The 22624-nt window shown below is 65.7% G+C and carries 18 protein-coding genes and 1 riboswitch; of the genes, 6 read left to right on the top strand and 12 right to left on the bottom strand.

The window, feature by feature from the left end; all coding sequences use genetic code 11:
• Window positions 1-85 precede the first annotated feature (85 nt).
• The 3 genes from IP92_RS16045 to hppD all read right to left on the bottom strand — a co-directional run bounded on the left by IP92_RS16045 (window position 86) and on the right by hppD (window position 6494).
• Window positions 86-1558, bottom strand: a complete 1473-nt coding sequence (locus IP92_RS16045) for a S41 family peptidase (RefSeq protein ID WP_145876752.1) — start codon at window positions 1556-1558, stop codon at window positions 86-88.
• Window positions 1559-1600: 42 nt separating this feature from the next.
• A complete protein-coding gene (locus IP92_RS16040; RefSeq protein WP_145876750.1) occupies window positions 1601-5149 on the bottom strand; it encodes an indolepyruvate ferredoxin oxidoreductase family protein in 3549 nt (1182 codons plus the stop codon).
• Window positions 5150-5363: 214 nt separating this feature from the next.
• Window positions 5364-6494, bottom strand: a complete 1131-nt coding sequence (hppD, locus tag IP92_RS16035; protein ID WP_145876748.1) for a 4-hydroxyphenylpyruvate dioxygenase — start codon at window positions 6492-6494, stop codon at window positions 5364-5366.
• Between the two features lie 127 nt (window positions 6495-6621).
• Between hppD and IP92_RS16030 the strand changes: the two genes are divergently transcribed.
• Window positions 6622-7143, top strand: coding sequence for an Lrp/AsnC family transcriptional regulator (locus tag IP92_RS16030; RefSeq protein WP_145876746.1), 522 nt, complete (start codon window positions 6622-6624; stop codon window positions 7141-7143).
• A 6-nt stretch (window positions 7144-7149) separates the two neighbouring features.
• Here the strand turns inward: IP92_RS16030 and IP92_RS16025 are convergent, their stop codons facing one another.
• From IP92_RS16025 to IP92_RS16010, 4 genes are read right to left on the bottom strand one after another with little or no spacing between them, the layout of a single operon-like run.
• A complete protein-coding gene (locus IP92_RS16025) occupies window positions 7150-7830 on the bottom strand; it encodes a GNAT family N-acetyltransferase (RefSeq protein WP_145876744.1) in 681 nt (226 codons plus the stop codon).
• On the bottom strand, window positions 7827-9089 hold the full coding sequence (locus tag IP92_RS16020) for a multifunctional CCA addition/repair protein (RefSeq protein ID WP_145876742.1): 1263 nt from the start codon (window positions 9087-9089) through the stop codon (window positions 7827-7829). Before IP92_RS16020 ends, IP92_RS16025 begins: the two co-directional genes overlap by 4 nt.
• Entirely contained in the window at window positions 9086-9802 is a 717-nt protein-coding gene (locus IP92_RS16015; RefSeq protein WP_145876741.1) for a glutathione S-transferase family protein, read from the bottom strand. Before IP92_RS16015 ends, IP92_RS16020 begins: the two co-directional genes overlap by 4 nt.
• Window positions 9803-9828: 26 nt before the next feature.
• On the bottom strand, window positions 9829-11802 hold the full coding sequence (locus tag IP92_RS16010) for a lytic transglycosylase domain-containing protein (protein WP_145876738.1): 1974 nt from the start codon (window positions 11800-11802) through the stop codon (window positions 9829-9831).
• Between the two features lie 22 nt (window positions 11803-11824).
• Here IP92_RS16010 and IP92_RS16005 point away from each other — a divergent pair, with 22 nt between their 5' ends.
• The gene (locus IP92_RS16005; RefSeq protein ID WP_145876736.1) at window positions 11825-12451 is read left to right on the top strand and encodes a 5-formyltetrahydrofolate cyclo-ligase; all 627 of its coding nucleotides are present in this window, start codon (window positions 11825-11827) and stop codon (window positions 12449-12451) included.
• 89 nt (window positions 12452-12540) lie between these two features.
• On the opposite strand, the gene metF is transcribed toward IP92_RS16005, so the two are convergent.
• The 4 genes from metF to metK form a co-directional block, all read right to left on the bottom strand.
• Window positions 12541-13371 (bottom strand): methylenetetrahydrofolate reductase [NAD(P)H], encoded by an 831-nt coding sequence (gene metF / locus IP92_RS16000; protein WP_145876734.1) that lies wholly within the window; start codon window positions 13369-13371, stop codon window positions 12541-12543.
• Window positions 13364-13714, bottom strand: a complete 351-nt coding sequence (locus IP92_RS15995) for a phage holin family protein (RefSeq protein ID WP_145876731.1) — start codon at window positions 13712-13714, stop codon at window positions 13364-13366. The genes metF and IP92_RS15995 overlap by 8 nt, the downstream gene beginning before the upstream one ends.
• A 72-nt stretch (window positions 13715-13786) precedes the next feature.
• Entirely contained in the window at window positions 13787-15202 is a 1416-nt protein-coding gene (gene ahcY / locus IP92_RS15990) for an adenosylhomocysteinase (RefSeq protein WP_145876729.1), read from the bottom strand.
• A 27-nt stretch (window positions 15203-15229) separates the two neighbouring features.
• Window positions 15230-15302, bottom strand: a riboswitch (S-adenosyl-L-homocysteine riboswitch).
• 131 nt (window positions 15303-15433) lie between these two features.
• Window positions 15434-16603 carry a methionine adenosyltransferase gene (metK, locus tag IP92_RS15985; RefSeq protein ID WP_145876727.1) on the bottom strand — a complete coding sequence of 390 codons (1170 nt, stop codon included), beginning with the start codon at window positions 16601-16603 and terminating at the stop codon, window positions 15434-15436.
• 190 nt (window positions 16604-16793) lie between these two features.
• Here metK and IP92_RS15980 point away from each other — a divergent pair, with 190 nt between their 5' ends.
• Genes IP92_RS15980 through dapF form a run of 3 tightly spaced genes read left to right on the top strand, consistent with a single transcriptional unit; the run spans window position 16794 to window position 19404 of the window.
• The gene (locus IP92_RS15980) at window positions 16794-17651 is read left to right on the top strand and encodes a lysophospholipid acyltransferase family protein (protein WP_145876725.1); all 858 of its coding nucleotides are present in this window, start codon (window positions 16794-16796) and stop codon (window positions 17649-17651) included.
• Window positions 17648-18544: an LpxL/LpxP family acyltransferase gene (locus IP92_RS15975; RefSeq protein ID WP_145876723.1), complete on the top strand. Its 897-nt coding sequence runs from the start codon at window positions 17648-17650 to the stop codon at window positions 18542-18544. The genes IP92_RS15980 and IP92_RS15975 overlap by 4 nt, the downstream gene beginning before the upstream one ends.
• Entirely contained in the window at window positions 18541-19404 is an 864-nt protein-coding gene (gene dapF / locus IP92_RS15970; RefSeq protein WP_145876720.1) for a diaminopimelate epimerase, read from the top strand. Before IP92_RS15975 ends, dapF begins: the two co-directional genes overlap by 4 nt.
• Window positions 19405-19416: 12 nt before the next feature.
• On the opposite strand, the gene IP92_RS15965 is transcribed toward dapF, so the two are convergent.
• Entirely contained in the window at window positions 19417-20859 is a 1443-nt protein-coding gene (locus IP92_RS15965; RefSeq protein ID WP_145876718.1) for a tetratricopeptide repeat protein, read from the bottom strand.
• A gap of 424 nt (window positions 20860-21283) precedes the next feature.
• Between IP92_RS15965 and IP92_RS15960 the strand changes: the two genes are divergently transcribed.
• Complete coding sequence (locus tag IP92_RS15960) at window positions 21284-22342, top strand: porin (protein ID WP_145876716.1); 1059 nt, start codon at window positions 21284-21286, stop codon at window positions 22340-22342.
• Window positions 22343-22624: the final 282 nt, after the last annotated feature.

Raw genomic sequence — 22624 nt, 5'->3', positions numbered from 1 at the left:
TCGGCATGATTGGTCCTGATGGGAACCCAACCATAGCAGGACTTTTGCCTTTTTTGAAAGAATCCTTTTGCGTTTTCTTATGCGCTCATGGCAGGTCGTGCACCGTGACCTCCGCCGCTTCGGGTCGCACCGGCACCAGCGCCGGCAGCCGTGCCGCGCTGCGTGCCGCCGCCGAGGGAACGGGGCACTCGCCGGCGGTGCGATAATGCAGCGCCGTCGCCAGCAATGCCTCGCCGCTGCTGCCGACCGGATGCGCGAGGTCGTCGGCGACGGTGCAGGTCGGCGCGAAGCCATCGCTGTAATCGCCGAAACCTTTTGCATTGATACCCTGGAACTGGATCGCGAAGTACGTCGTGCCGCAATGAGACGTCGGCAGGAAAGCATATGGCTTGCCGCACGTGGTACCGCCGATCAGGTGCACCTCCACGTCGATGCCGCGCAGCGAATTAATGACCGACTCGCTGGCCGAGCAGGTGCCGGGGGCGGCCAGCACGAACACGCGCTTCAGGTTCAGCGCGGGCAGCACCTGGCCGCGCAACGTCTTCGCAATGAATGGGATCGGCAACGACTGCCGGCTCTTGTCGTTCGGCAGCGTTTGTTCGAACGTCTTGCCAGTCGTCGCACCGGGCCCGGCGATCATGTAGGCCAGCTCGCTGGCAATGCTCAGCAAGCCGCCGCCGTTGTAGCGCATGTCCAGAACAAGATCGGTCACGCCGGCGTCGCGCAACGTCGTCACCGCTGCGATCAGCTGGGCCTCGGCCGCCGCGATGTGACTACCGAATGTCAGATATCCGACCCGACCATCGGCGGTATCGATGACACGGGTGTTCTGCACCGGCGCCACGGTCACCCGGGCCGCCGCCAGGGTAGCGCCGATCCGCTCTCCGCCGCGGTCGAGCACGAAGCGGTGCGAGGTGCCGGGCGCCGGGTTGATCGCGCGATTGAGACTGTCGACAGCGTCACCGGTCGCGTTGATGAAATCGATGCTGTCGATCTCCAGCAGGCGGTCGCCGCGTCGCAGGCCTGCACTGTCAGCCGGGCTGCCCGCTTCGACGAGGGCCACGCGCCAGTCGCGCGGCCGGCTGTCACCGCGCCGCACCCAGGTCACGCCGTAGCCCTGCTGCTGGCCGGCGGACAACTCGGCCCACTTCTCATCCGGGTAGCTGAAATGATAGCGGTCCTTGGGCCGGCCCGAGGCGGTCAGCACCGGGGTCTTCAGCACATTGAAGTAATCGACGGCGCTGCCGTACGCGCTCATGTCCACCGTCGGCACTTCCCGGTACCACAGGTAGGTGGCATCGATCCACAACCTCAGATAGTTTTGCTCGTCCTGCAAGGTGCCGGGGATGGCACCGGGCTTGGCGACGCAACGGTTCCGGTAGTAGTCGAGTCCCGGTGCCGGCTGCGGCGGCGCGGGCGGCTCCACGGGAGGTGGCGCCGGTGGCGGATCGACGGGAACCGGTGGCGGTGGCGGCTGCGGCACATCCGCGGCGGGCGACGAACCGCCTCCGCAACCGGCCAGCGCGGCCAGGACAAGAATGGGAAGGAATGCTTTCATGGGGCGTCATTCTAGCCTGCCCCGGCAGTCCTTCCCTCCAGCTCAGGCCGCGTGGGGAGCTGCCGCCGGCGCGTGATACTGCGCCAGCAGCGCTGCCTCCTTCTGCTTCGCCGCCTTCAAGTGGCGTTCCTTCACGTGCCCGTAACCACGGATGTCCTCGGGGATGCGGGCGATCGCCACGGCCGTGGCCAGGTTCTCCGCCGTCAGCTTCGGCAGCAGAGCCGCCACCGTGTCGCGGTACTGCGCGATCAACGCACGCTCCATCTTGCGCTCGGCCGTATGACCGAACACGTCGAGCGGCGTGCCGCGCAAGCCCTTCAGCTTGGCCAGCACGGCGAACGCATGGCGCATCCACGGGCCGAACTGCTGCTTGACCAGGTGGCCGTCCTTGTCCTTCTTCGCCAGCAGCGGCGGTGCCAGGTGGTACTTCACCTGGTAGTCGCCTTCGAACATGCCTTCGATCTTGGCGCGGAAGGCCGGGTCGGTATGCAGGCGGGCGACCTCGTACTCGTCCTTGTACGCCATCAGCTTGTAGTAGTAGCGTGCCACGGCTTCCGTCAGCTTGCTGCCCTTGCCCAGCTTGTCCTCGGCGGCGCGCACCGTGTCGACGAAGTCCTTGTACTGGCGTGCAAAGGCCGCATTCTGGTAGGCGGTCAGCAGTTCAATGCGGCGCGCGACGATTTCATCCAGCGTCTGGCTCCGTTTGAACTCGATCACTTGCGCCGGTGCTGCCATCTTCGTCACGGCCGCCAGGTCGTGCGCGGTGTAACGGCCCCACGTGAACGCGGCCTTGTTGAACGCCACCGACACGCCGTTCAACTCGATCGCCTTCATCAGCGCCGCTTCCGTCAGCGGCACGTGGCCCTTCTGGAAGCTGTAGCCCAGCATGAACATATTGGTGGCGATCGAGTCGCCCATCAGTGCCGTGGCGATCCGGCCGGCATCGATGAAATCGACGCGCTCCGTGCCGCAGGCCCGCACGATCTCGGATTGCGAGCTGGCGCCGGGGAACTGCCAGTCCGGGTTCTTCACGAAGGCCGCCGTCGTGGCGCCCGTGGAATTGATCGCGGCCCACGTGCGCCCTTCGCCCATCCGGGACAGCGCATCGCGGCTGGCCGTCACGATCTGGTCGCAGCCGATCACCAGGTCGGCGCTGCCCGTGCCAACGCGTGTCGAATGCAGGTCGTCCTGCCGGTCGGCCAGCCGCACGTGCGACATCACCGGCCCGCCCTTCTGCGCCAGCCCGCTCATGTCCAGCACTACGGCGCCCTTGCCTTCCACGTGCGCCGCCATCGCGAGGATCTGGCCGACCGTGACGACACCCGTGCCGCCGATGCCGGTCACGAGGATGCCGTATGGCTGCTCAGTGGACGGCAGGCTGGGCGCCGGCAGTGCCGGAATCTCGCCGCCGGCGGCCGCCTTCTTCGGCTTCTTCAACTGGCCACCCTCGACGGTGACGAACGACGGGCAGAAGCCGGACACGCACGAGTAATCCTTGTTGCAGCTGGACTGGTTGATCTGGCGCTTGCGCCCCAGCTCCGTCTCCAGCGGCTCCACCGACAGGCAGTTCGACTGCACCGAGCAGTCGCCGCAGCCTTCGCACACAGCCTCGTTGATGACGGCACGCTTGGCCGGATCGGGATATTCGTTGCGCTTGCGGCGGCGCCGCTTTTCCGACGCACAGGTCTGGTCGTAGATCATCGCCGATACGCCCGGCTTGTCGCGCAGCTCCTTCTGCACGTCCATCAGCTCGGAACGGTGGCGCACCGTGACGCCGCTCGCCCACGGGTAATCGTCCGGGTACTTGTCCGGGTCGTCCGTGACAACGATGATCGGGTTCACGCCCTCGGCAGCGATCTGGCGCGAGATCATGCCGGGATCGAGGGGGCCGTCGACGTTCTGGCCGCCCGTCATCGCGACGGCATCGTTGTACAGGATCTTGTAGGTGATGTTCACCTTCGCGGCGACGGCCGCGCGGATCGCCAGGATCCCGGAATGGAAGTAGGTGCCGTCGCCCAGGTTCGTGAACACATGCTTCTCGTTCGTGAACGGCGCCTGGCCCACCCACGTGACGCCTTCCGCGCCCATGTGCGTGAAGGTGGACGTTTCGCGGTCCATCCACAGCACCATGTAGTGGCAGCCGATGCCGGCCAGCGCGCGCGAGCCTTCCGGCACTTTCGTCGACGTGTTGTGCGGGCAGCCGGAGCAGAAGAACGGCGTGCGGTCCGTTTGCGGATTGGCCTTCGCCGGCACATTCTTCAGCACCAGCTCCTTCGCTTCCAGATAAGCGATGCGTTCCTGCACGCGTGCCGCCACCGGGTGGCCGGCGCAGTAGTGCGTGATGCGGCTGGCGATCGCGCGGGCGATCTGCGCGGGGTTCAGTTCATACGTTGCCGGCAGCAGCCAGTCGCCGTGACCGCTGCGGTGGCGATTCGACCATTCACCGGTGTCGTCGAACTTGCCGACGACGCGCGGGCGCTGGCCGTCCGGCAGGTTGTACAGCTCTTCCTTCAGCGCGTATTCGAGGATTTGCCGCTTCTCTTCGATGACGATGATCTCGTCGAGGCCACGGGCGAAGTCCTGCACGCCGTCCGCCTCCAGCGGCCACGTCATGCCGACCTTGTACAGGCGGATGCCGATGCCGGCGGCTGCCTGCTCGTCGATGCCGAGATCCGCCAATGCCTGGCGCGTATCGAGGTAGGACTTGCCGGCCGTGATGATGCCGATCTTCGGCCGCGGGCTGTCCCAGATGATCTTGTTCAGTTTATTGGCGCGGCAGTACGCCAGCGCGGCGTACCACTTGTAGCTGTTCATCCGCACTTCCTGGTCCAGCACCGCATCGGGCCAGCGGATATTCAGGCCACCCGGCGGCAGCTCGAAGTCGTCCGGCATCGCGATCTGCACGCGGTCCGGATCGAAGTCCACGACGGCGCCGGACTCGATGATGTCGGTCACGCATTTCATCGCCACCCACAGGCCGGTATAGCGGCTCATCGCCCAGCCATGCAGGCCGTAGTCGATGTATTCCTGCACGGACGACGGATACAGCACCGGGATGCCGCAGGCAGCCAGGATGTGGTCGGACTGGTGCGCGGTGGACGACGATTTCGCCGCGTGGTCGTCGCCGGCCAGCACCAGCACGCCGCCATGCTGCGAGCTGCCCGCATTGTTGGCGTGCTTGAACACGTCGCCGCAGCGGTCCACGCCGGGCCCTTTGCCGTACCACATGGCGAACACGCCGTCGTACTTCGCGTCGGGGAACAGATTCGTTTGCTGGGTACCCCAGACCGCCGTGGCGGCCAGGTCTTCGTTCATGCCGGGGTGGAATTTGACGTGGTGAGCGTCGAGGTATTTTTTCGCCTTCATCGCCGTCTGGTCGACGGAGGTGACGGGCGAGCCGCGGTAGCCGGTGATGTAACCGGCGGTGTTCAAGCCTGCCTTGACGTCGCGTTCGCGCTGCAGCATCGGCAGGCGGATCAGCGCTTGCGTGCCGGTGAGGAACGCGCGGCCGCGCTCCAGGGTCCATTTGTCGTCGAGCGTGATGTCGTGCGACGGCGTGCCTAGCTCCGTACCCTTGTGAGGTGCGTTCATGGGTGTCTCCAATTCTCTCTAAGTGCCAAAGCCGGCGCGCCCTCTGTCGGGGTGCTGCCGGCTTGCCTTTAAACCAGAGGCAAGTGCCGGGGTCAGACCCGTCGGGGCTTTGGCGGGGTTTCAAGGAGCACCGCTCCTTGCCGACAAAGCGGAACGGGCTTGCAAGCCCGTTCTCCTGTCTGACCCCAGGGTTTGCTCCTGGGGTGCTGCATGCTTAAGCTGCTGTGCTAGCAGGATCCTCCAATACCCCGCGGCGAATCTGATCCAACTCGATCGATTCAAACAGCGCGCGGAAGTTGCCTTCGCCGAAGCCCTGGTCGCCCTTCCGCTGGATGATCTCGAAGAAGATCGGCCCGATGACGTTCTGCGTAAAGATCTGCAGCAGCAGTTCGCGCTCGTTTTCGCTGTTGGCCTGGCCGTCGATCAGGATGCGCAGGCGGCGCAGCTCTTCCAGGTTCTCGCCATGGTTCGGCAGGCGGCGGTTGACCAGTTCGTAGTATGTCTCGATCGTATCCTGGAATGCGATACCCTTGTCGCGCATGCCCTGGATCGAGTGGTAGATGTTGTCCGTGCCCAGCGCGATGTGCTGGATGCCTTCGCCGTGGTACTCGTTCAGGTATTCGGCGATCTGCGACTTGTCATCGGACGATTCGTTGATCGGAATGCGGATCTTGCCGCACGGCGAGGTCATCGCCTTCGACTTCAGGCCCGTCAGGCGGCCTTCGATGTCGAAGTAGCGGATCTCGCGGAAGTTGAACAGGCCTTCGTAGAAGCCGGCCCATTCGGCCATGCGGCCGCGGTAGACGTTGTGCGTCAGGTGATCGATATAGGTCAGGCCATTGCCGACCGGGTTCGGATCCACGCCGGGGATCGCGACGAAGTCCGCGTCATAGATGCTGATGTCGCCGATGCTGCCCGGCGCCAGCCCTTTCGACGCGTTCTTGCCGCGCCAGCGGTCCACCAGGTACAGCAGCGAATCGCCAACGCCCTTGATGGCGGGGATGTTCAGCTCCATTGGCCCGGTCTTGTTGTCGAAGCCCCAGGCGCCCATTTCCAGCGCTTTCTTGTAGACGTAGGCCGCGTCATCGACGCGGATCGCGATCGCGCACACGGAGGGGCCGTGCTGGCGCGCGAAGCGCTGGGCGAACGAATCCTGCTCGGCATTGATGATGAAATTGATCTCGCCCTGGCGATACAACGTCACGTCTTTCGTGCGGTGGCGGGCGATGGCGGTGAAACCCATGTTCTCGAACAGCGCGCCGAGCGCTTTCGGATCGGGTGCGGCGAACTCGACGAACTCGAAGCCGTCGGTTCCCATCGGGTTCTCCCAGGGCGTGAATTGCATGTGCGTCTCCTTTATCAGAATAGCGCAAAGTATAGACTTCGCCCCGGAGAATTTAATTGCAAACATTTCCCGTGCTTGCCGGAGTTGAGCAATAATATTGCGGCAAACAACATAAAATGAGGGGAAGATGACCAAGATCGCGCTTGACAAGACAGACCGCAAAATTCTTGCAATCTTGCAAGAAGATGGCCGCCTGTCGAACCAGGACGTGGCCGAGCAGGTAAGCCTGTCGCCATCGCCATGCCTGCGCCGCATCAAGCGGCTGGAAGAGGAAGGCGTGATCCGCCAGTACGTGGCGCTGCTCGATCCGGACAAGATCGGACTGGGCCTGCTGGCCTACGTGAACGTGCGCCTGGAGAAGCACAGCGACGCGGCCGCGCACAGCAATGCCCGCGCGCTGGGCGCGCTGCCGGGCACCGCGTCGCCGCGCGAGGATTTCGCGGTCGCCGTCGAGCAGTGGCCGGAAGTGGTGGCCTGCTATGCGATGACGGGCGAGATGGATTACCTGCTGCGCGTGCACGTGGAGGACATGGACCACTTCTCGCGCTTCATGATGGCGACCCTGCTGCGCCACCCGGCCGTGCTGGACGTGAAGTCCAGCTTCGCGCTGCAGCGGATCAAGGATACGACGGCGCTGCCGCTGGTCTGATCCCGCTTATTGCTTGGGCTTGCGGCCCGGCAGCATGTCCCACAGCTTGGCTGCCCGCCGCACATTGGCCTTCAACGCGTAATCGATCGTCGCCAGCTGTTCCTGCATCGCTTCCTGCAGCACGCTGGCCGGGTTGGCGGGGCCGAGCTTCAGGTAGGCATCCGCCTCGCCGTAGTCGCGGTGGATTTCCATCCCCGCCTTTTTCGCGATGTGCATCATGATCTGGTTCGACGACAGGCAATGCATGTACAGCGTGTCGACATCGTGGTTGCGGCAGACGATCGCGGCCCGCTCGAACAGCTTCGAGCCGATGCCGAGACCGCGCGCCGACTTCAGCACCGAGACGCCGAACTCCGCCACCCGATCCTTCTCGGTGACGTCGTTCTTGTGCGGCTGCTTTTCCGCGAAGGCCAGGTGCCCCACGGCGACGAGCCGGAACACGCGGTTGTAGACGCCGAACACCATGTCGCGATGAAAGTCGATCGCGTTGACGTACTTCGCCACCTGCTCGTCGGACAGGTGCGAGCCGAAGCGCAGCAGCCGGTCGCGCCCTTCGATCTGCAGGAAGTGACGCAGCATGCGGCGGCGGTCGCGTTCGCGCAATTCCTTGACGGGCACCGTCGGGCGCGGCTCCGCCCTGCCGAGCCACTTGTGCAGCGGGTTGCGGAACAGGTTCAGGCCGCTCATGCCGCCTCCCCTTCGTCATCCGGTTCATCGGGACGGGCCAGCGCTTCCCGCACCGCGCGCACGCGGGCGTTGCGCACCATCTCCGGTATCCGGTCGGGGTGTTCCGTCCACGCCTGGGCGATCTCGCCGGCGTTGACGGCGCGCGCGGCGGCCAGCGCCTGTTCCATGTGCGCGCGCTGCGGGAACGGCGCATCGCGGAAACTGGCGGCCGGCCCTTCGCGGCCGCGCGCATCGCATTCGGAGACGGCCAGCAGCTGCGTGAAGCGGGCCGGTTTACGGAACGCGTCGCAGCGCTCGAACAGCACGACCAGCGTGCGGCAGCGCAGCTCCAGCGCGCGCGTCACGTTGCCGTGCTCGCGCGCGGCCAGCACGGCCAGGTCGCGGCACTCGGTCGGCACCTTCAGCCGCGCGCACACGTCCTTCACGAGCTGCACGCCGAGGCCTTCATGGCCGTGATGGGCCGGCCACGTTTCGCTCGGCGTGGCGCCCTTGCCCAGGTCGTGCAGCAGCGCGGCGAAACGCACCGGCAGCTCGTACTCCTGGCTGGCCGCGTAGTCGACCACCTGTTCCATGTGCAGACCGGTATCGATCTCGGGATGCCACTTCTCCGGCTGCGGCACGCCCCACAGCCGGTCCAGCTCGGGCACGATGCGGGCCAGCGCGCCGCACGCGCGCAGTACCTGCAGCATGCGCGACGGCCGCTGCTCCATCAACCCGCGCGACAGTTCCTGCCACACGCGCTCCGGCACCAGCGCATCGACCTCGCCTTCGTGGACCATACGGCGCATCAGCGCATTGGTTTCCGGCGCCACGGTGAACTCGGGATAGCGGGCGGCAAAGCGGGCCACGCGCAGGATGCGCACGGGGTCTTCGGCAAACGCATCGGACACGTGGCGGAACACGCGGCGCGCGATGTCGCCGCGGCCGTCGAACGGATCGGTCAGCGTGCCGTCGTCGGCCTGGGCGATCGCGTTGATCGTCAGGTCGCGGCGCACCAAGTCCTGCTCCAGCGTGACGTCCGGCGCGGTGTGGAACACGAAGCCGCGGTAGCCGGGCGCCGTCTTGCGCTCGGTGCGCGCCAGCGCGTATTCCTCCTGCGTTTGCGGGTGCAGGAACACGGGGAAATCCTTGCCGACGGCGCGAAAACCCTGCGCGATCATCTCGTCCGGCGTGGCGCCGACGACGACGTGATCGTGGTCCTTGACGGGCAATCCCAGCAGCGCATCGCGCACTGCCCCGCCGACGACATAGGTTTTCATTCGTCGGGCATCGCGTCGTACTTGGGCAGGCTTTCCGCTTCGGCCAGCGCGCCTTCGATCCAGCGCGCCACGGCCGGGTGGCGCTGCACGCGCTCGCAGTAGGCCGACAGCGCCGGCGGCAGCGCCACGCCATACGTCATGAAGCGCATCACGACGGGGGCGAAGAACGCGTCCGCGATCGAGAAGTCGCCGAACAGGAATTCGTTGTGGCCGTAGCGGGACAGGCACTCTTCCCAGATCTCGCTGACCCGGCCGATGTCGGCCTGCGTGGCCGGCGTGCGGCCCTTGCCGGGGAAGCGGCACTTGATATTCATCGGCATCGTCGTGCGCAGGCTCGTGAAGCTCGAATGCATCTCGGCGCACACGGCACGCGCCAGCGCGCGCGCGGCCACATCCTGCGGCCACATGTGCTTGTCCGGGAACTGCTCGGCGAGGTATTCGCAGATCGCCAGGCTATCCCAGATCGTGATGTCGCCGGCCAGCAGCACAGGCACGCGGCCGGCATGGCTGTAGCGGCCGATGTTGTTGGCGGTGTCCGGCTGGTCGAGCAGCACGCGCACCTCGGTGAACGGAATGCCGAACGCGGTGAGCGCGACCCACGGCCGCATCGACCACGACGAATAATTTTTGTTACCGATGACGAGGGTCAGGCCGGGCTGGCGCGCCGCGGCGAGGGTCTGGCTCAGGGTAGGGTCGAGTTCGATCGTTTGCATGGATGGTGAGGTGGATGGGAACCGCGTCAGCGGCTCGAGAAAGTGGCTTGCTGCTGTTCCTGCTCGGTATAGCCTTTCGGCGTGACGACGCCCAGCCGGCGCTTCAGCGACTGCGGGTTGCCCTCGAACAGCGCGGCGTAATAGGTGGCGTTCGTCATCACGTTCTTCACGTAGGTGCGGGTTTCCGCGTACGGGATCGATTCGATGAACACGGTGGCGTCCATCGGCTTCGTCAGCGCCGAGCGCCACGCACGCAGCCGGCCCGGCCCCGCGTTGTAGGCAGCGGTGGCCAGCACCTGCGAGCCGTCCATGCTGCCCAGGACCATGTTCATGTAGTTCGCACCCAAGAGGATGTTGGTGCGCACGTCCGACAGCATCTCCTGCACGAAGCCCGTCAGGCCGATCTTGTTGGCGACCCAGCGGCCGGTGGACGGCATCACCTGCATCAGGCCGGAAGCACCGGCGCTCGACTGCGCGGTCATCACGAAGCGCGACTCCTGGCGGATCAGGCCATACACCCAGGCGCGATCGAGGCCCAGCGTGTTCGTCGTCGGGCGCATGATGTCGTCGTGCGGCGCCGGGTAGCGGTGCGTGTAGTCGGCCAGCACGCGCGTGCGTTCGGACGTGTACACCATCCGGTCCAGGATATGGTGCTGGCGCGCCAATTCGGCCGCGGCGATCAGCTCGCGGTCCGACAGCCGCCGCACTGCCCAGTTCCATTCGCGCGTACCCTCGAAGCGCAGGCGCATGTCGAAGAATTTCAACGCGCGCTGCAGGTCGGGATTGGTTGCCACGGCCGCGATCTCCGCCGGCGTGACGGGTGCGCCCGGTGACGGAATGGTCACGGTGCGGCCCAGCTCCTCGGCGGCCAGCAGGCCGTAGTAGTCCTGGCGATCGGCGATGCTCTGGTACAGGAACTGCGCCTCCGGCGTCATGCCGCCGGCCAGCGCGACCGAGGCGCGGGCCTGCCAGTACACCCAGGTGGCATCCTGGCGCAGTTGCGCGGGCATCGCGGCGATGTAGTCGCGCACGAGGCGCCAGTTGCCGTCACGCAGCGCATAGCGGGTACGCCACTGGTGCTGGTCGATCGACAGCGGCGCGCCGGCGGCGCGGCGCCAGTAATCCGACGTTTCCGGCTCGACCGTGTACGACGCTTGCAACGCGATATTGGCCCAGCCGATCGCCTGCTCCTGCGGCGTGAGGCGGGGCAGCGCCTTCTGCAGCGCCAGCACGGACAGCTTGACGCTCGTCTTCGCGGCGCGGCCCAGCGCGATCAGGAAGATCTCGTGATCGGCCTTCGTGTCGCCGGCGCCCTTGGCCAGCACCAGCGCGGGTACGTCGATCGCCTGCGCGACCTTTTTATCGGAGCCGTTCAGCAGCATGATCGTGCGGCGCGCGGGGCCGGTCGCATTGGTCTCGCCGGCCAGGCGCACCTGGGCCCACAGATCGTCTTCCGTGAACTGGCGGGTCTGCGCCAGCGCGGCGATCAGCGCGCCGCAAGCGTCGCCGTAATATGGCGGGTAGATCAGCAGGGCGCGGGCATCCGCCGCGACGTTCTCGCCCTTGGCGAGGCGCGACAGCAGCGCATAGCATTTGACCTGGGTATCGTCCTGCAGCACGAACAGGGGGAACTGCTGGTCGAACAGCGCCCATTCGCGCTTGCGGCCCAGCTCCAGCAGCCAGTCGTTGCGCAGGCGGTCGGCGATCGCGCTGCCTTCGTATTTCTGCAGGAAGCCGAGGATCTCGGCCGTGGTGGCGTCACGCAGGTGGGATTTGAGCCGATAATAGTCGACGTACGAAGCAATGCCGTAGTCGGTCAGCCGGGCCGCGTAGAATTCGGCCTTCGCGGCGTCGCCACGGCGCACGGAATCGCGCAGCAGCAGGAACGCATCGTCCTCCTTGCGGCTGTCGCCATTCAATTCCTGCGGGGTGGCGAGCGGTGCGGCGGCGCAGGCGATCGCGAACAGTGCGCCGGCTATCCATTTCGACGGGGAAATCAAGATACGACTCTCAAGTAGTGACATGACCAGCGACCCTAGAATAACACGCCTGCCTGAAGGGCTACCAGCACCGACCGCACAGACAGCCGCGACATCGAAAGCACTGTTGCGCAAGGAACTGCTGAGTACCCGCCGCAACATTCCCGCCGAGACGCGCGCCCAATGGGATCGCGACATCTGCCGGCATATCGTCACTTGGTGGCGCCAGGCCCAGGTACAAGCGCTGGGTGTGTATTGGCCGCTGCGCGACGAGCCGGACCTGCATCCGGCCTATGCGGAACTGGCCCGCCTGGGCGTGCAATTGCTGCTGCCCGTCGTAATGAAAAAGGATGCGCCGCTGGACTTCGCGCTGTGGCGGATCGGCGAGCCGTTGGTCAAGGACGCGATGGGCATCGCCATCCCGGCCGACCTGCGCATCGAACCGACGCCGCCGGCGCTGCTGGTGCCCTGCCTGGGTTTCAACGGACAAGGCTACCGGCTGGGATATGGCGGCGGCTTCTACGACCGCACGCTGGAAACGGCCCCGCGGCCGGCGACGATCGGCATCGCTTACTCGTGCCTGGCGGCACGGTTCGACAACGACGGGCACGATGTGCCGCTGGATCGGATTATTACGGAAGAAGGCTTGCAGGTCGCCGGCGGATTTTAACCCCAACGGCAGAAGCCGGGGTCAGACCCGCCGGGTCTGACCCCAGGGTTTGCCTCTGGGGTGAAGGCAAACCGATCGGCGCTTCGAGTTTACTTCACCAGCCGCTGCCACAGCGCCGTCGTCGCGGCTGCCTGGTTCATGCTGTAGAAGTGCAGGCCCGGGGCGCCGCCGGCCAGCAGGCGTTCGCACAGGGCAGTCACGACGTCCAGGCCGAAGGCCTTGATCGACGCCGTGTCGTCGCCGAAACTGGCCAGTTTCAGCCGCACCCAGCGGGGGATCTCGGCGCCGCACATGTCCGAGAAGCGCATCAGCTGCGTGTAGTTCGTGATCGGCATGATGCCGGCCACGATCGGCACCGTCACGCCGGCCTTTGTTGCGGAGTCGACGAACTGGAAGTACGCGTCGGCATTGTAGAAGTACTGCGTGATCGCGGCGTTGGCGCCGGCGTTCACCTTGCGCACGAACGCGTCCAGGTCGGCCTGCGGCGATTTCGCCTGCGGGTGCACTTCCGGGTAGGCGGCCACTTCGATGTGGAACCAGTCGCCCGTCTCGGCGCGGATGAATTCCACCAGCTCGTTCGCATAGCGGAATTCGCCGGCCGCGCCGTAGCCGCTGGGCAGGTCGCCGCGCAGCGCCACCAGCCGGCGGATGCCGTGCGACTTGTACTGCGCCAGGATGGCGCGGATCGATTCGCGCGTGCCGCCCACGCAGGACAGGTGCGGCGCGGCCTGTTCGCCCGCGGCCAGGATTTCCAGCACGGTATCCAGCGTGCCCTGCTGGGTGGTGCCGCCGGCACCGAACGTCACGGAAAAATACTTCGGGTGCAGCTCGGACAGCTTGGCGCGCGTCACGCGCAGCTTTTCCGCCCCTTCCGCCGTCTTCGGCGGGAAGAACTCGATACTAAAATTATGATCAGCCATCGGCGTCTTTCAACAACAGTGAGGACAGGGCCCAGGAGATCACGCTGTACAGCAGTGCACCGCCAACCGCCGCCCAGAAGCTCGTCACCGTGAAGCCTTCCACCCATTGCGCCACCAGCCAGAACGTGAAGCCGTTAACGATGAAGATGAACAGGCCCAGCGTGAGCACGGTCACGGGCAGGGTCAGGAGGAGCAGCAGCGGCCGGATCAGCGTGTTGACGAGCCCGAGGATGAGCGCTGCGATCAGGGCTGCCGTGACGCTCGTGACGTCGACGGAATGCATGAGGTAAGGCACTGCGAACAGCGCCGCGGCATTGATGAACCAGGTCAGGACCAAACGCATAAAAAGAAAAGCCTCGTATGAACAGCAGTGGGTAAAAAAAGGCCGGCGATTGCCGGCCTCAGCCTTACTGGATCAGTAGCGGTAGTGTTCCGGCTTGTACGGGCCTTCGACCTTCACGTTGATGTAGGCGGCCTGTTCTTCCGTCAGCGTCGTCAGCTGCGCGTTCAGCTTCTTCAGCTGCAGGCGGGCGACCTTTTCGTCCAGGTGCTTCGGCAGCGTGTAGACGCCGACCGGGTACTTGTCCTTGTGCTGGAACAGCTCGATCTGCGCGATCGTCTGGTTCGCGAACGAGGAGCTCATCACGTACGACGGGTGGCCCGTTGCGCAACCCAGGTTCACCAGGCGGCCTTCGGCCAGCAGGATGATGCGGTGGCCGTCCGGGAAGATCACGTGGTCGACCTGCGGCTTGATGTTCTCCCACTGGTATTTCTTCAGCGCGGCGACGTCGATCTCGTTGTCGAAGTGACCGATGTTGCAGACGATCGCCTGGTCCTTCATGCGCAGCATGTGCTGCTCGGTCAGGATGTGGTAGTTGCCCGTGCAGGTGACGAAGATGTCGCCGTGCTCGCACGCGTAATCCATCGTCACGACGCGGAAGCCTTCCATCGCGGCCTGCAGCGCGCAGATCGGATCGATCTCGGTGACCCACACCTGGGCGGACAGCGCGCGCATCGCTTGCGCCGAGCCCTTGCCCACGTCGCCGTAGCCGGCAATGACGGCGATCTTACCGGCGATCATCACGTCGGTCGCGCGCTTGATGCCGTCGACCAGCGATTCGCGGCAGCCGTACAGGTTGTCGAACTTCGACTTCGTGACGGAGTCGTTGACGTTGATGGCCGGGAAGGCCAGCTTGCCTTCCTTGTGCATCTGGTACAGGCGGTGCACGCCGGTCGTGGTTTCTTCCGTCACGCCCATGATGTGCGGCAGGCGCTTCGAGTACCACTGCGGGTCCTTGGCCAGGTGCGCCTTGATCGAGTTGAACAGGCAGATCTCTTCTTCCGAGCCCGGCTTGTCCAGCACGGAGATGTCCTTCTCGGCACGCGCGCCCAGGTGCAGCAGCAGCGTGGCATCGCCGCCGTCGTCCAGGATCATGTTCGAGTACACGCCTTCGCCCGGCCATTCGAAGATGCGGTGGGTGTATTCCCAGTACTGGTCCAGCGTTTCGCCCTTGATGGCGAACACCGGCGTGCCGTTCGCGGCGATCGCGGCGGCGGCGTGGTCCTGCGTCGAGTAGATGTTGCACGAGGCCCAGCGCACTTGCGCGCCCAGCGCTTCCAGCGTCTGGATCAGCACGGCGGTCTGGATCGTCATGTGCAGCGAGCCGGTGATGCGCGCGCCCTTCAGCGGCTGGGATGCGGCGTATTCCTCGCGGATCGCCATCAGGCCCGGCATCTCGGTTTCGGCGATCTTGATTTCCTTGTTGCCCCAGCCGGCCAGGCCGATGTCGGCAACGATGTAATCCTGGGAATCTTTGAGTACGGCGTTCATCACGCCCTCCTTTCAAGTTGAAAAAAGTTGACGTGAGCGCGGTTGCAGAAGTGTCCGAGCCTGGCGGGTCGAGCGACCCGTCGCAACGCTCCTCGGAGAACGAGCATTTTAGCATTCTTGCGCGCCCGGAATGCAAGAAGCAACCCAAAAGCAAACCCTGGGGTCAGACCCGGCGGGTCTGACCCCGGCTTCTGCCGTTGGTTTTGGCAGGTGTCAGCGGCGTGCCAAAAATCAGGCCAGCCCGGCGGCGGCACGCAGCGCGGCAGCCTTGTCGGTGCGCTCCCAGCTGAACTCCGGCTCTTCGCGGCCGAAGTGGCCGTAGGCGGCCGTCTTCTGGTAGATCGGGCGCAGCAGGTCGAGCATCTGCACGATGCCTTTCGGGCGCAGGTCGAAGTGTTCCTGCACCAGTTCCGCGATCTTCTCGTCCGAAATCACGCCCGTGCCTTCCGTGTACACGGTGATGTTGATCGGGCGCGCAACGCCGATCGCGTACGACACCTGCACCTGGCACTGGCGCGCCAGGCCGGCGGCGACGACGTTCTTCGCCACGTAGCGGGCCGCGTAGGCTGCCGAGCGGTCGACTTTCGACGGGTCCTTGCCGGAGAACGCGCCACCGCCGTGCGGCGCCGCGCCGCCATAGGTGTCGACGATGATCTTGCGGCCGGTCAGGCCGCAGTCGCCCTGCGGACCGCCGATGACGAAGCGGCCGGTCGGGTTGACCAGGTATTTCGTGCCCTGCAGCCATTCCTTCGGCAGCACCGGGCGGATGATCTCCTCGATCACCGCTTCCTCGATCTGCTTGTGCTGGATGTCCGGGGCGTGCTGGGTCGACAGCACGACGGTGTCCACAGCCACCGGGCGGCCGTTCACGTAACGCAGGGTGACTTGCGACTTGGCATCCGGACGCAGCCACGGCAAGCGGCCATCCTTGCGCAGCTGCGACTGGCGCTCGACGAGGCGGTGCGCGTAGTAGATCGCGGCCGGCATCAGTTCCGGCGTTTCGTCGCAGGCGTAGCCGAACATCAGGCCCTGGTCGCCGGCGCCCTGGTCGAGGTCCAGGCCGGCGCCTTCGTCGACGCCCTGGGCGATGTCCGGCGACTGCTTGTCATAGGCGACCAGCACGGCGCAGCCCTTGTAATCGATGCCGTAGTCGGTGTTGTCGTAGCCGATGCGCTTGATGGTCTCGCGGGCGATCTGAATATAATCCACGTTGGCGTGCGTGGTGATCTCGCCCGCCAGCACGACGAGGCCCGTATTGCAAAGTGTCTCGGCGGCAACGCGCGCCTTCGGATCCTGCGCCAGAATGGCGTCGAGGATGGCGTCGGAAATCTGGTCGGCGACTTTGTCGGGATGGCCTTCCGAAACGGATTCGGAGGTGAAGAGGTAGTCGATGGAAGACATCGCAAGCTCCTGGTTTGGTTGATTACACTGTCGCAACAACCCTCACGGCTTGCGACGCTTTAGCGAAGTTTCTATACCGCTTCGCAAGTTGTCTATTAACTCAGCGGTTACTGCTTACGTGGTATTTTACGCTTCTTCAAAAATTTTTGGGTAGAGCAACGCGAACTGTTGCGCTCATTTTTCCTAGTTCATGCTGTTACGAATCTTCCGTTTCTTCTCGATATTTCCCCTGCCCGTGCTGCACGCACTGGGCAGCGTATTGGGCTGGCTGGTTTACCTGGCGTCGCCCTCCTACCGCCGCCGGATGCGCGAGAACATCGCGCGAGCCGGCTTCGCTGGCCACCTGCGGCAAGCCGTGGCCGAGGCCGGCAAAGCCATCGCTGAACTGCCGTTCGTGTGGCTTGCATCCGACGCCCGCATCGCCCGCCGGGTGTTCGTCAAGGACTATTCGCTCGTCGAACAGCACCTTGCCGCCGGGTGCGGCATCGTGTTCCTGACGCCGCACCTGGGCTGCTTCGAGATCACCGCCCAGCGTGTCTCGCACGACACGCCGCTGATGGTGATGTACCGCCCGCCGAAGCAGCAGGCGATCAAACCGCTGGTCGAAGGCGCCCGGGCGCGCGGCCAGATGCTGCTGGCGCCGGCCAACCTGTCCGGCGTGCGGATGCTGGCCAAGTTCCTCAAGTCCGGCAAGCCGATCGGCATCCTGCCCGACCAGGTGCCGCAGGAAGGCGAAGGCGTGTGGGCCGATTTCTTCGGCCGCCCCGCCTACACGATGACCTTGCCGGCCAAGATGGCCAAGCTGGGCGGCGATGCGCCGATCGTGCTGACCTATGCCGAGCGCCTGCCGCGCGGCCGCGGCTTCCTGATCCACTTTGTGCCGTTCACCGGCTCGCTGGACGGCGACGCGGCGCAGCAGGCCCGCGCGATCAACGCGGCGATGGAACAGCTGATCGCCGGCTGCCCGGCCCAGTACTACTGGAGCTACAACCGCTACAAGATTCCCGCCGGCGTCGCCGCGCCGGGCGCATCCCGGGAGGCCGCATGAAGGTGCTGCTGGGGTTCGTGTGGCTGCTGCACTGGCTGCCGCTGCCGGTGCTCGGCCGGTTGGGTGAAGGCATCGGTGCGCTGCTGTTCCGCGTGATGGGGGCGCGCCGCGACATCGCGCTCGTCAACCTGCGCCTGGCGATGCCGGAGCTGTCCGAGGACGCGCGCCGCGCGCTGGTGCGCAGCCACTTCCAGGCGTATTCGCGCAGCGTGCTGGAGCGCGGGGTGCTGTGGTGGGCCTCCGAGGCACGCCTGAAGCGCCTGATCCACATCGAGACGAGCGCGGGCATGCCGCCGGGCGAAATTCCCGTGGCGGCGATGACGGACAAGCCGACCATCCTGCTGTGCCCGCACTTCGTCTGCCTCGACGTGGCCGGTGCATCGATCGCGATGGAAGCTTCCGCGTCGTCGATGTACGTGCAGCAGAAGAATGCCGCATTCGACGCGGTGCTGCGGGCTGGCCGGGCCCGCTTCAAGCCGGTGAAACTGTTCACGCGCCAGGACGGCATCAAGCCGATCCTGCGCGCGCTGCGCGAGCGCCTGCCCTACTTCATGCTGCCCGACATGGACTTCGGCGAAAAGGATGCGGAGTTCGTGCCGTTCTTCGGCGTGCCCGCCGCGACACTGACGGCCACGGCGCGCATCGCCGCGACGACGGGCGCGCAAGTGATGCCGGTGATCGCGACTTTCCTGCCAAATTATCAAGGCTGGCGCGTCAAGTTCTACCCGGTGTGGGACAATTATCCCGGTACCGACATGGTAGCCGCCACGCGCCGCATGAACGAGTTCATCGAGGAGCGCGTGCGCGAAGCACCGGCGGAATATTTCTGGACGCATAAACGCTACAAGACGCGTCCGAACGGCGAACCGTCCTTCTATTCGAACAAGCGATGAAACTCAAATTCACCAAGATGCATGGCGCCGGCAACGACTTCGTCGTGATCGACGCCATCAACCAGCAGATCGATTTCACCCCTACCCAGTGGAAGGCGCTGGCGGACCGCCGCTTCGGCGTCGGCGCCGACCAGTTGCTCGTCGTCGAGAAATCGACCAACCCGAGCTGCGACTTCCGCTACCGCATCTTCAACAGCGACGGCGGTGAAGTGGAACAGTGCGGCAACGGCGCGCGGGCGTTTGTCAAGTTCGTGGCCGAGAAGGGCTTGACGGACCGGCGCAGCATCTCAGTCGAAACGATGTCCGGCGTCATCGCGCCGCGCCTGGAAGACGACGGTAGCGTCACCGTCGACATGGGCGCTCCCGTGTTCGAACCGGCGCGCGTGCCCTTCGACACCGAGGGCCTGCAGGGCCAGCCGGAAGGCAACGATACGCTGTGGCCGCTCGTGCTGGAATTGGCCGGGCAAAAGGAGACCGTGCTCGTGTCGGTGCTGTCGATGGGCAATCCGCATGCGGTGCAGGTCGTCGCCGACGTCGACGCGGCGCCCGTCGAGCTGACCGGCCCGCTGATCGAGCACCACACGCACTTCCCGAAGCGCGTCAACGCGGGCTTCATGCAGCTGGTGAACCGCCATCACGTCCGCCTGCGTGTATTCGAACGCGGCGCCGGCGAAACGCTGGCATGCGGCACCGGTGCCTGCGCGGCGGCGGTGGCGGGCATCCGCCGCGGCCTGCTCGATTCGCCCGTGCGCGTGGACGCGCGCGGCGGCCAGCTGTCGATCGCGTGGGCCGGCGAAGGCGAACCGGTCTACCTGACCGGTCCGGCCGTCACCGTGTTCGAAGGCGAAATCACGGTCTGACCCTGCTGCCGCTCAGGCGGCCAGCAGCGCCGCTTCGGCACCGGCCGATTGCAGCCACGTCTTGAAGCGGTAGAGCCGCTGGCGGTAATTGCCTTCGGCCTGCGCATGGACATCCTCGAACAGCCGGGCGATCCGGTCCAGCGCCTGGCGCTGGCGCGCGCTCTCCACCAGCACGAGCCGGCGCCGGCTGCGTCCATAATCGGCGCGGATGTCGACGACGAGGCAATGGCCCTGGTCCGCCGCGCGAACGTCCAGCAGCAGCGCTTCGGCGCGCGACAGGTGGAACAGCGCGGCGAGCTCGATACGCGCGACGAGCAGCGGCTGGCTGCGCAGCAGTTCGCGCGTCACCAGCGGCAGCAATGGCGCCGCCCAGCTCGGCCCGCACGGGGCCGGCGCAATACGCGCCAGCATCGCCCGCGCCCGCTCGCACCCCTGCGCGGCCGCCTTCTGCAGCCAGCACACCGCTTTCACATCGTTGCGCTCGTCGCCGCGACGCAGCCGCCACGCATGCAAGCCGCATTCGAATTGCGCCGCCGCGTGACCCAGTTCCGCCGCGCGCTCCAGGCACGCCTGCGCGTCGCTGACGCTGCGCTGGGAAAACTCCGGCTTGGCGTAGATGCACGCCAGCGCATACCACGCTTCCGCGACACCCTGTTCGCCGGCCTGCGTCAGCCAGCGCACGGCGCGCTTGAAGTTCGCCATGCCGCTGTCGGGCACGCGGGCTCCTTCCGCATCCATCCGTGCCAGGCGCAAGCCCAGCGCCAGCTGGGCCCAGCGGTCGCCGGCCGCGGCGGCCAGTTCACGCATGCGCTGCGCCTCGTCGGCCGCCCCCTGGCGTGCAAGGACTTCGGCGCAGCGGGCCAGCAGCCGCGCGTCCGCCGGCGTGCCGCGCCAGGCGACCGGGTCTGCCGGAGCCCGCGCCGCCAGCGCCCGCGCGGCGGGCAGCGCGACGGCCAGGCTTTCGAACTTGTCGTCGTCGCGCAAGGCGGCCCGTGGCATGGCCGGCGCCGCCGCTACCGCTACCGCATCGGCAACGCCGGCACGCAAGCGCGCCAGCAGCGCGCGTGCTTCGATCGAGCCGCCGGCCGCCGCGGCGTCCAGCCCACGCCGCGCCCGCTGGCGCAGGCCCGCATGGGCGATCGGCGGTTCCTGCAGCAGCAGATGGCCCAGCGTGACGGCTGCCGCCGCGATGCCCGCGTCGCAGGCGCGTGCGTACCAGTCAAGCAGCGTGGCCCGGTGGTGGCTCGCGTAGTGCCAGGGAATGTGGCGGCCGATCAGCAGCCAGGCTTCATCAAGCCCGTGCGCCGCGGCACGCGCCAGCCAGTGCAGCGCGGTGGGCAGGCTGCACGGCAGGCTGGCGCCTCCCGTCAGGTACAGCTTGCCGAGTTGTAGTTGGCATGCGGCGTCTCCCGACCGCGCGCCCCGGATCACTGCCAGCTCTTCACGATTGGCCATTTCGGTCTCCAGAAAGCTGCGTTGTCGCGCAGGCCGTCGATGCGGCTGCGCCCTGAGCTTTTTTTTTAATATCGGTTGCCTGGCCAACCAGTCTATCGACGAACTGTTGCGTCTCCCTCACAAGCCGGCCTTGGCTTGATCCTGCGCAAACGGGTTCAGCCGTCGTGGCGGCTACGCTACCGATGGATACCTTACCAATGAAAGAATCGAACACGCCGCGGCACCGTAAAACTACCGTTTCATAAATACAACAGGAAATTGGCGTTTCCCCTCTTTCTACCAACACCGGCGCCCCGAATCGACCAATCGGAAGGCTTTACACCGGCGCCGCATTAAGGTTTCCCTGTCGAGTCGCAGCATGCGCAGCTCAGCACGTTTCTGGTTCCTCAAAAAACCGATCCAATCTGAACAAAGGAAACACTATATGAAGAAATCCTTGGTTGCCCTCGCACTGGCGGCCGCTATCGGCGGCGCGCACGCACAATCCTCCGTGACGATCTACGGCACGGTCGACGCCGGCATTCAGCGCACGACCCACGTGCCGAACGATGCCACGCTGGTCACCCGGCGGGACAACAACAAGCTCGGCTTCCGCGGTGTCGAAGACCTCGGCAACGGCCTGAAGGCATTGTTCCAGTTGGAGATCCGCTTCGACCCGGACACCGGGGCACTGGAGAACAATGTGCGCCCGCTGTTCCAGGGCCAGAGCCGGGTCGGCCTGCAAGGGGCGTTCGGCACGGTCCGCCTGGGCCGCGGCCTGTCCGCCTACCAGGAATCGAGCCTCGCGTTCGAACCGTGGAACGGCCTGCCCAACGTGGCCGGCTTCCAGCCCGACCTGATGGTGGCGGGCTACACCAGCGATCCGCTGGGCGTGACGGGCAACTCGGCCAACCGCTTCTCGAACGCCGTGTTCTACAACTCGCCGGTCTGGAGCGGCTTCCAGCTCAACGTGACGGTGGCATCGAAGGAAGCGAATGGCAACCAGAATCCGATCATCGGCAAGGGCACGGCCGCGGCGCCGCAGTACACGGCGAATGCGATGGCGTCCGCCAACCCGTATTCGGTCAGCGCCACGTACACCAACGGTCCGTTCGCCGTCATGCTCGGCCACGAGCGCAACGCCATCGAAACGAAGCTGTACTCGGTGGCCGCGTCGTACTACGCGATGAAACCGCTGAAACTGATGGCCTCCTACCAGCGCCAGGACCAGAGCCACACGATGTTCACCAATACCGATACCACCTCATGGCTGGTGGGCGCGAACTACTCGGTGGGCGTCGGCAAGATCCTGCTGGGCTACGGCCAGAAGCATCCGGACGGCGTGATCAAGACGAAGCAGGCGTCCGTCGGTTACGAGCACAGCCTCTCGCCGCGCACCTACCTGTATCTGGACCTGTCGCTGAAGAAGATGCCGGCCGCGGCCACGGCGACGGACGACGTCAGCCGCCGGCACTACGCGCTGGGCGTACACCACAACTTTTAACAGGTGGGAGGGGGGAAGGCGCTCCGGGCCGCACGCCGGGGCGCCTTTTTTTATCGCGCTGTTCGCATTAGCTGAGCTTTCATCCCGGAACGGAACTTATCGCAGATATTACGCTCGCTCCTGCTGCCGAGGTGCAACGGCCGCCCGCAGCCAATGCTCGGGGATGATGAGTGCTGCGGCGTCGAGGACCATTTGCCAGCCGGCGTAATTGGCCAGGTAGCGGCTCGCCACACCGCAAAATCTGCGCAGCCAGGTCTTGAAGCGGCCATGCCAGCCGTTGAC

This window comes from Pseudoduganella flava (assembly GCF_007830495.1).
GTDB classification, from domain to species: domain Bacteria; phylum Pseudomonadota; class Gammaproteobacteria; order Burkholderiales; family Burkholderiaceae_D; genus Rugamonas; species Rugamonas flava.
Note: the sequence above shows the minus strand (reverse complement) of the source record. Positions and strands in the feature narration are given on the sequence as shown.